An 8,942-nucleotide genomic window follows, 5' to 3' on the forward strand; every position below is an offset into this window, starting at 1 on the left:
CCCTTATACTTAATTATATGTTTAATTTTTCTGAAAATAAATAATAAACTTTCACCTAAAAATATATATTTATTACTAGGTGTTAATAGTAATATATAATAACAGGTTTTATATAATCAGGAGGGAACTTTATGGATAAAGCATTAACAAACCACGTCATCATTTTATCATTCGACTGTTTATCAGCTTTAGATTTTCCTATACTACAAAAACTACCTCATTTCCAATCTCTAATAAAAAAGGGCACGGTTGTCGAAAAAGTAGAACCAATTTATCCTTCTGTAACATATCCAAGCCACTCAACAATCGTAACTGGTAATTACCCTAACAAGCACGGTGTTGTTAGCAATACGTTACTTCAACCAGGGCGTGAATCACCTGATTGGCATTGGTACCGAAAATCAATAAAAGGAACAACATTGTATGATGAAGCGCGCAAAGCAAATTTAACGACAGCTGCCCTTCTATGGCCTGTTACTGGAAGAGCGAACATCGATTACAATTTACCAGAAATTTTCCCCAATAGACCTTGGCAAAATCAAGTGTTAGTTTCCTTATTTAGCGGTAGCCCACTATACCAATTAGATTTAAATCGTCGTTTCGGCCATATAAGAAATGGTTTATCACAACCAGAGCTGGATGATTTCGTCCTCGCCTCTGCTGTGCATACAATCCAGACGAAAAAGCCTAATGTCATGTTCGTACATTTCACCGATCTAGACACACAAAGACACTATCACGGCTTTGAATCTAACGAAACAACAGCTGCTATCCAGAGACACGACGAACGTCTAGGGAAAATTATTCAAGCACTAAAAGAAAGTAACCTATACGAAGAAAGTACAATTATTGCCCTTGGTGATCATAGCGCTTTAAGTGAAAACAAATCCATCCAATTAAATGTGCTATTCCATCAAAGAGGACTTATATCTCTTAATAAAAAAGGAAAATTAGTAGACTGGAAAGCCTATTGCCAAAGTTGCGACGGCTCTGCCTATGTATATGTAAAGGACAAAAATGATACGGATACAATCCGGGAGGTACAACTACTCCTTGAAGAACTACTTCAAAATAAACAAAACGGAATTGAATTTATACTTCATGATGAAGCTGCCAAAGACTGCGGTGCAGACGGTAATTGTTTATTCATGTTAGAAGCACGAGAAGGGTATTATTTCACTGAAAACTATACAGGAGATTTTATAAAAGAAATTACTGAAAAAGATGTTACGCCTAGTAAAAAATATACATTTGGTACGCATGGATACTCTCCAACAAAACCTAACTATGAAACAATTTTTATCGCTGCTGGGAAAGGAATAAAAAGTGGCTTTACCGTCCCGTATATGAGACTTATTGATGAAGGTCCAACTATCGCTAGACTACTCGGTTTACACTTAGGTGAAACAGACGGAGCAATTGTAGAGGATTTACTCCAATTGTAAATAACTGTGTATATATGTAAAAGTTATGTAAAATTCATCACTGTTTCTCTTTTTATAATTTTTATTTTTGTACACTGTTAGTAAAACAAATTTAAGGGGGAACATTATATGAAAAAAATGTCCAGACAAGAAAAAAGCTGGATATTATACGATTGGGCGAACTCTGTATACTCGCTCGTCATTACAACTGCATTATTTCCAATTTACTTTAAAGCAGCTGCAAAAGAAGCTGGACTATCTGGGGCAACTTCAACAGCATATTGGGGATATGCAAACTCATTCGCAACACTTTTAATTTCTATACTTGCTCCTATTCTTGGCACAGTTGCTGATTATAAAGGATTTAAAAAACGTTTTTTCACATTCTTCTTTGGACTCGGTATCGTATTTACAAGTATGTTAGCAGTCGTTCCAACCTCTCAGTGGTACTTATTGCTAGGGTGCTATATGCTCGCCTTAATCGGCTTTGCTGGAGCAAACATTTTCTATGATGCATTTTTAGTAGACGTCACTTCTGAAGATAGAATGGACCGAATTTCTACAAGAGGATTTGCATTAGGTTATATCGGGAGTACAATTCCTTTTATCGGTTGTATCGCTCTTATTATTCTTTCTCAAAAAGGAACTATTCCCTTATCGGTCGGCATTGCTAGTCAAATTTCCTTTGCAATAACAGCTCTTTGGTGGGGGTTATTTACAATTCCAATGCTAAAAAACGTAGAGCAAACACACTATATTGAGCGTCATCCAAGACCTATTAGAATGAGCTTCAAACGTCTTGCTGATACTTTTAAAAATATTAAAGAATATAAAACTGTATTTATGTTTCTAATCGCTTACTTTTTCTATATTGACGGAGTCGATACAATTATTACTATGTCTACCGCTTACGGAACCGATCTCGGTATTAGTGCAACGAATCTATTAATCATATTATTTGTAACACAAATTGTCGCTTGTCCATTTGCTTTACTATACGGAAAATTATCTGAAACATTTACTGGCAAAAAAATGCTATATGTCGGTATCATTATTTATATCATTATTTGCACATATGCTTATTTTTTAAAAACGACACTTGATTTTTGGATTTTAGCAATGTTAGTTGCTACATCTCAAGGTGGTATTCAAGCACTAAGTCGTTCATACTTTGCAAAACTAGTACCAAAAGAATCTGCTAATGAATTCTTCGGATTTTATAATATATTTGGGAAGTTTGCCGCAATTATGGGTCCGGTATTAGTCGGTGTTACAACGCAATTAACAGGAAAAACAAACGCTGGTGTTCTTAGTATTATTGTTCTATTTATTATCGGAGGATTCTTACTAACTAGAGTTCCAGAAAATAATACATCCGTTACACCACCTAGTCCAAAGACTAAAACGCTATAAGAAAAGATCCTCTTCTCATAAGAAGAGGATCTTTTTTATTTTTAAAGGTGCGCCTTATAATGAACGACTCTACTGCTTGTACAAAAATAATTTATCAACAGTTGTTCCTAATACTTCAGCTAAACGGAACGCTAACGCTAAGCTTGGATCATATTTATTATTCTCAATTGCATTTATCGTTTGTCTAGAAACCTTACATTTATCAGCTAATGCGCCTTGTGAAATATTATTTTCAGTGCGTAATTCATAGATTTGATTTTTCACACCATTGCTCCTAACCTGTAAAATCGTTTTTACAACATCAGTATATAATTGGCTCATATAGTTGTCAAAAGTTCCTCAAAGAAAAAAGGAGCAATATTGCTCCCTTACAATAGTTATTTTGAAGCTAATGAATTTGTTAGTGCCTCTTTGTTAGCGATATCTTCTTTCTTTATTTGCATACGTACAACTGGCCCTATCGCTAATAAAATAAGTGCCATCGCTATACAAAACACAGTAACTAGTGAAGTTAGTTCCTTTAATCCTCCAGCTAATGAAGTTCCAATTAGCATTGCCCCCATAAACAGTGGTAAAATCGTTCCATTTACTCTTCCAACCATATTTTCTGGTACAAGTTGAATCATAAGCGTACCGACAACAATATTAACACAAGCTAAACAAATACCTGTTCCAAATCTCATGAAACTAGTAATCCAAAATGATGTAGATAGCCCTTCTACTAAAAATGAAATGGCTAATATACCCATACCGAATACAAACATCTTTTTCGGATTCACTTTTGAAGCGAAAACTGCAGCAACAATACCACCGAGTAACATACCTATTCCGTCAGCTGCCGCTAAATATTGAACAGCTTCTTTTTCCATACCTAAACGTTCAATTACAAGGAATACTTCTAATGGATTCGTTAATCCAACAGCTAAACCCATAATTGTAAAAGTGATCGTAATCATACGTAAATTTTTCGTATGAAGAACATACTTCCAACCTTCTTTTATATCATTTTTTAATGAGTCTCTCGCCACCTGCTCTTTTTCAACCCATTTTGGTAAGAATGAAAGGGCGATAGCAGATAACAAAAATAAAATGATTAAGCTATATAGTGATGTAAATAAACCAAGTTGTGTATACACAAGCGATCCCACCACTGGTCCAAAAATCAGAAATAATGACTGTAATGTTTGGTTAAATGCAATCGCATTTGCTACCTCTCCTTCTTTTACATAGCGCTTAAATATACGCGAAGATGAGGGCTGAGAAAACTGACCTACAATCGCGGAAATGAGTGTTGCAAAAAATATAGCCTGCCAATAATCCAGCTTTAACAACAAGACAATTCCTATAATAGACAGTACACTTAATACATCTCCAGCGACCATTGTTCTTTTCGGATTCCAGCGATCAGCTAGCGCACCACCGATAAACGAGAAAATAAAAATAGGTGCATATTCCATAACTGATAACAACGAAACAGAAACTGGATCATTATTCGTTCGCTCCATTATAAAATACAAAAGAGCCATATTTCTGATCCAAATTGCAAATTGTTGTAAAATATCAGACGCCATAACGAGCATAAATGCTCGGTTTTTAAATAAAGCGTTCATTTTCATTCCCCTTCCACAAACCGACCGTTCGGTCTAATTTATTTTGTAAGAAAAGCAACTGACCTATTATTCAGCTGCCATTCCTTTTAACAATACATCTATTGCCTTTTTATAAATACGTTTCAGCTCTTTATAATCTAATTCGTAGTAAAGCACTCCAAGTCCTGATAATAATCCGTTTACAATATACATAAGATCACGAGTATTATCTTCACGGAACTCTCCAGACTGTATACCTACTTCAATTAATTTCTCAAACATAACATATGATTCTCTAGTTAAAGCTAACAGTTCATCCAGAATCTCTTTACTTACAACTTGGCTCATAGAGAATTCCTCTATTGCATTTGAAATTGGTTGCTGTATGTCCTCTACATGATATTCCGCGAGACCATATAGTTTTTCAGTACTAGTGCTATACAACTTCTCTTTTTCATTCCATTTTTCAATCCAATCATACGTATGCTGTTTTACTACAAATAAAAATAATTCTTCTTTACTTTTAAAGTGATAATAAATACTTCCTTTACTTCGCTCTGTAATTTCACAAATCTCTTCCATAGATGTAGCTGCGTAGCCCTTCTGTGAAAATAGACTTTCTGCTTTATATGCAATTTCTTTCTTTATCTCTTCTGCGCTTCTTCTCATATTCACACCTCTTTAAACCGACCGTTCAGTCTAATAATAACAAATCAAAAACCTCTATCGCAAGAGGCTATATTCCTTATTTAAGAAAACGTACTTTCAAACCAAGTTCGAATCATATGTATGGTTCCAAATTTAAATGCTAATTTAACAAGAAATACGCCTCCCGCAGCTAATAAAAATAACACTACTTTCCCCTTATTTTTCACTTTCGGTTCCCTTTTCATTTCCATTCCCCTTAGTATGTTAAAATATTAAACAAATGTTTGTTTAACTGTGTTTATGCATATGTAAGCCGACTAATCAAACGTTTGTTTAAAAAGAAATACGCCTATATAAGGCGCATTTTTATCAATCACCACCGCCACCACAGCTTCCTCCGCTATCTCCCCCAAAAGATCCTCCACAATCATGTGAGCCGCCATCATGCGAGCTATCATTATCAGATCCAGCAAAGAAAAATAATGGTGATGAGCTGTTAGATGAATTATGAATGTTATTTTGTTTTGTAAGATTTACCTTCTTTTTGTTCGATCGAACTGCTGTTACGATTGTTCCAACTACAACAAATAATAGTATGACAATAATAAATTCCATTTAAAAGCCTCCCTTATTCCTCGAATAATTGAATGGTTCTCTCTAGATTTTCAAGTGAAATGAAGCGTGATTCACGAAGAATTTCTTTTCCATTATGAAATAATAAAATTGTTGGCCCTGTAAATACTCCATATCGCCCCGCAATCTCCTGCATGTCTTGTAGTAATATCTCTATTTTCTCTACGTAATCATAATTCTCTAATACGCAATTTACTTTTCTTAGCATAACATCACAAACACCACAATTTTCCGTTTTAATAAACAGAAGTACCAATTGTTGTTCTTCGATATAGGTCGCTAATTCTTCTATCGTTTTAAATGTAGTCATCTTATCCCTCTTAGCGTAATTTACGAAATACTTTGTCTTGATACATACGAAAAGCTGAACTATCTTTAACCTTTCTCTTTTCCATTACCTGCTGAAAACGAAGCGTTTTTGCTGTTAACTCTTCTCGTAATCTCTTTCTCTCTTCTTCATCATAACAGCAAGCAATTAGATCCTCTATTTTTAATATATCTTTTTGTAGTTCCATTTCTGGTGGAATCATTCCCGCATTTTTTAAAATTTTATAACTCATTCTAAGTTCTGGAGGTACCATTGAAAGATCTTCTAATTGTAGTGGTTTTCCTTTTCCCGGAAGATAATCAAGATCACCATTCCTTATTGCTTGTCGAATTTTTTCTTCAGCAATGTTCAAAAACACATCCACACTATTCCCTCCTTTACATATTTTTACTATTATTTTACATGATATTTCCTTATCTTTCTATGCCTTTAATAATTGGCTCCATACAATTTTTTCTCAAATTTATTTATAATGAGCTTTTTCCTCCCATACCGATCTTTCGTTTTCATATACAGTTTGTATTCAAGCCTTTTTGTATTGAGAAAGTCTTTTTCAATTTAATAAAGCGTTTACACTAAATCTTACATTTGTTACGATTTAATCACCCCCAGCTCCCTTGTATAGACTTCGTGATGTCTGATCATTTTATCTAGACGTTTTATACGTCTAGATTCATTTTGATTTATTGGCGTATGCCTTTAAATATATCTTTTATTTTGAAAGGAGAAATGGCTATGAGGTCTCAAAAATTCACACTGTTATTACTATCTCTACTACTTTTCTTACCTCTTTTTCTCACAAATTTTATTAATCCAAATCTCGCATTAGCAGATTCACCAAAGCAAAGTCAAAAAATTGTTGGATACTTTCCTTCGTGGGGCGTTTACGGACGTAATTATCAAGTTGCTGACATTGATGCATCAAAACTTACTCACCTTAACTATGCTTTCGCGGATATTTGTTGGAACGGAAAACATGGAAACCCTTCTACTCATCCTGATAATCCAAATAAACAAACGTGGAACTGTAAAGAATCTGGTGTACCATTGCAAAATAAAGAGGTTCCTAATGGTACTCTCGTACTCGGTGAACCATGGGCTGATGTTACCAAATCGTATCCTGGCTCAGGGACAACTTGGGAAGATTGCGATAAATATGCCCGTTGCGGAAATTTCGGGGAACTAAAACGATTAAAAGCTAAATATCCTCACTTAAAAACAATTATTTCCGTTGGTGGCTGGACTTGGTCTAACCGCTTTTCTGATATGGCCGCTGATGAAAAAACAAGAAAAGTATTTGCTGAATCTACAGTAGCTTTTCTTCGCGCATATGGGTTTGATGGCGTAGATTTAGACTGGGAATATCCGGGCGTTGAAACGATTCCTGGTGGTAGTTATCGTCCTGAAGATAAACAAAATTTCACTCTCCTTCTTCAAGACGTCCGAAATGCTTTGAATAAAGCAGGTGCTGAAGATGGCAAACAATATTTACTAACAATCGCTTCAGGTGCAAGTCAACGCTACGCTGATCATACAGAACTAAAGAAAATTTCTCAAATACTCGATTGGATTAATATTATGACATATGATTTCCACGGCGGATGGGAAGCTACTTCTAATCATAATGCAGCTCTATATAAGGATCCAAATGACCCAGCAGCAAATACGAATTTTTACGTAGATGGTGCTATAAATGTTTATACAAATGAAGGTGTTCCAGTCGATAAACTAGTATTAGGCGTACCCTTTTACGGACGTGGCTGGAAAAGTTGTGGCAAAGAAAATAACGGACAATATCAACCTTGCAAACCAGGTAGTGATGGGAAACTTGCTTCTAAAGGTACTTGGGATGATTACTCTACCGGTGACACAGGTGTGTATGATTACGGTGATTTAGCAGCCAATTACGTTAATAAAAATGGTTTTGTACGCTACTGGAATGACACAGCTAAAGTACCTTACTTATATAATGCAACTACAGGCACATTTATTAGCTACGATGACAATGAATCTATGAAATACAAAACAGACTATATAAAGACGAAAGGTTTAAGTGGAGCAATGTTTTGGGAACTAAGCGGAGATTGCCGTACAAGTCCAAAATATAGTTGCAGTGGTCCAAAATTACTTGATACGCTAGTAAAAGAATTACTTGGTGGACCTATTAGTCAAAAAGATACTGAGCCACCAACGAATGTTAAAAACATTGTAGTTACGAATAAAAATTCAAACTCAGTTCAATTAAACTGGACTGTATCTACTGATAACGTAGGAGTTACGGAATATGAAATTACTGCTGGAGAAGAGAAATGGAGTACAACAACAAATAGCATTACAATTAAAAACTTAAAACCTAATACGGAATACAAATTTTCGGTAATTGCCAAAGATGCTGCTGGAAATAAATCACAACCTACCGCTCTTACTGTCAAAACGGATGAAGCTAATACGACACCTCCTGATGGAAATGGTACTGCTACATTTTCAGTCACTTCGAATTGGGGCAGCGGTTATAACTTCTCGATTATAATCAAAAATAATGGAACGACTCCTATTAAAAATTGGAAATTAGAATTTGATTATAGCGGCAATTTAACACAAGTTTGGGATTCTAAAATTAGTAGTAAAACAAATAATCATTATGTAATTACGAACGCAGGATGGAATGGTGAAATTCCTCCTGGTGGATCTATTACAATTGGCGGTGCAGGAACAGGTAATCCTGCCGAACTTTTAAATGCCGTCATTAGCGAAAACTAGACGTAATATCCATTAATTACTTCAATAAAGTTTGAATTTAGGTTTGAGCAATACCTCCTAAATTCAAACTTTTAATTTTATGAAAAATCAAAAATATCACAATAACCTATTATAATTATATTTAATTTCTAATATGAAGTTTATATG

General features: G+C 34.8%; 10 protein-coding genes. 3 read left to right on the top strand and 7 right to left on the bottom strand.

What is annotated here, in order from left to right:
- Nucleotides 1-131 precede the first annotated feature (131 nt).
- Nucleotides 132-1,445: an ectonucleotide pyrophosphatase/phosphodiesterase gene (locus ABWK52_RS13100; protein ID WP_000356418.1), complete on the top strand. Its 1,314-nt coding sequence runs from the start codon at nucleotides 132-134 to the stop codon at nucleotides 1,443-1,445.
- Nucleotides 1,446-1,553: 108 nt separating this feature from the next.
- On the top strand, nucleotides 1,554-2,837 hold the full coding sequence (locus ABWK52_RS13105; protein ID WP_000738812.1) for an MFS transporter: 1,284 nt from the start codon (nucleotides 1,554-1,556) through the stop codon (nucleotides 2,835-2,837).
- A gap of 69 nt (nucleotides 2,838-2,906) precedes the next feature.
- Here ABWK52_RS13105 and ABWK52_RS13110 read toward each other — a convergent pair whose 3' ends face one another.
- The 7 genes from ABWK52_RS13110 to ABWK52_RS13140 form a co-directional block, all read right to left on the bottom strand.
- Nucleotides 2,907-3,158 carry a helix-turn-helix transcriptional regulator gene (locus ABWK52_RS13110; protein ID WP_002023181.1) on the bottom strand — a complete coding sequence of 84 codons (252 nt, stop codon included), beginning with the start codon at nucleotides 3,156-3,158 and terminating at the stop codon, nucleotides 2,907-2,909.
- Nucleotides 3,159-3,214: 56 nt separating this feature from the next.
- Nucleotides 3,215-4,447 carry an MFS transporter gene (locus tag ABWK52_RS13115; protein WP_000992567.1) on the bottom strand — a complete coding sequence of 411 codons (1,233 nt, stop codon included), beginning with the start codon at nucleotides 4,445-4,447 and terminating at the stop codon, nucleotides 3,215-3,217.
- Between the two features lie 66 nt (nucleotides 4,448-4,513).
- On the bottom strand, nucleotides 4,514-5,095 hold the full coding sequence (locus ABWK52_RS13120) for a TetR/AcrR family transcriptional regulator (protein WP_001254434.1): 582 nt from the start codon (nucleotides 5,093-5,095) through the stop codon (nucleotides 4,514-4,516).
- An 80-nt stretch (nucleotides 5,096-5,175) separates the two neighbouring features.
- Complete coding sequence (locus ABWK52_RS13125) at nucleotides 5,176-5,319, bottom strand: hypothetical protein (RefSeq protein ID WP_000817981.1); 144 nt, start codon at nucleotides 5,317-5,319, stop codon at nucleotides 5,176-5,178.
- A 124-nt stretch (nucleotides 5,320-5,443) separates the two neighbouring features.
- A complete protein-coding gene (locus ABWK52_RS13130) occupies nucleotides 5,444-5,689 on the bottom strand; it encodes a hypothetical protein (RefSeq protein ID WP_000394369.1) in 246 nt (81 codons plus the stop codon).
- Nucleotides 5,690-5,702: 13 nt separating this feature from the next.
- Nucleotides 5,703-6,017, bottom strand: coding sequence for a thioredoxin family protein (locus ABWK52_RS13135; protein ID WP_000206517.1), 315 nt, complete (start codon nucleotides 6,015-6,017; stop codon nucleotides 5,703-5,705).
- A 10-nt stretch (nucleotides 6,018-6,027) separates the two neighbouring features.
- Nucleotides 6,028-6,399 carry a DUF1992 domain-containing protein gene (locus ABWK52_RS13140; RefSeq protein WP_000382381.1) on the bottom strand — a complete coding sequence of 124 codons (372 nt, stop codon included), beginning with the start codon at nucleotides 6,397-6,399 and terminating at the stop codon, nucleotides 6,028-6,030.
- A gap of 371 nt (nucleotides 6,400-6,770) precedes the next feature.
- Between ABWK52_RS13140 and ABWK52_RS13145 the strand changes: the two genes are divergently transcribed.
- On the top strand, nucleotides 6,771-8,795 hold the full coding sequence (locus ABWK52_RS13145; protein ID WP_001257472.1) for a glycosyl hydrolase family 18 protein: 2,025 nt from the start codon (nucleotides 6,771-6,773) through the stop codon (nucleotides 8,793-8,795).
- The last annotated feature ends 147 nt before the right edge of the window (nucleotides 8,796-8,942 follow it).

The sequence above is a fragment of the Bacillus sp. AP50 genome (genome assembly GCF_040492675.1).
GTDB lineage: Bacteria > Bacillota > Bacilli > Bacillales > Bacillaceae_G > Bacillus_A > Bacillus_A cereus.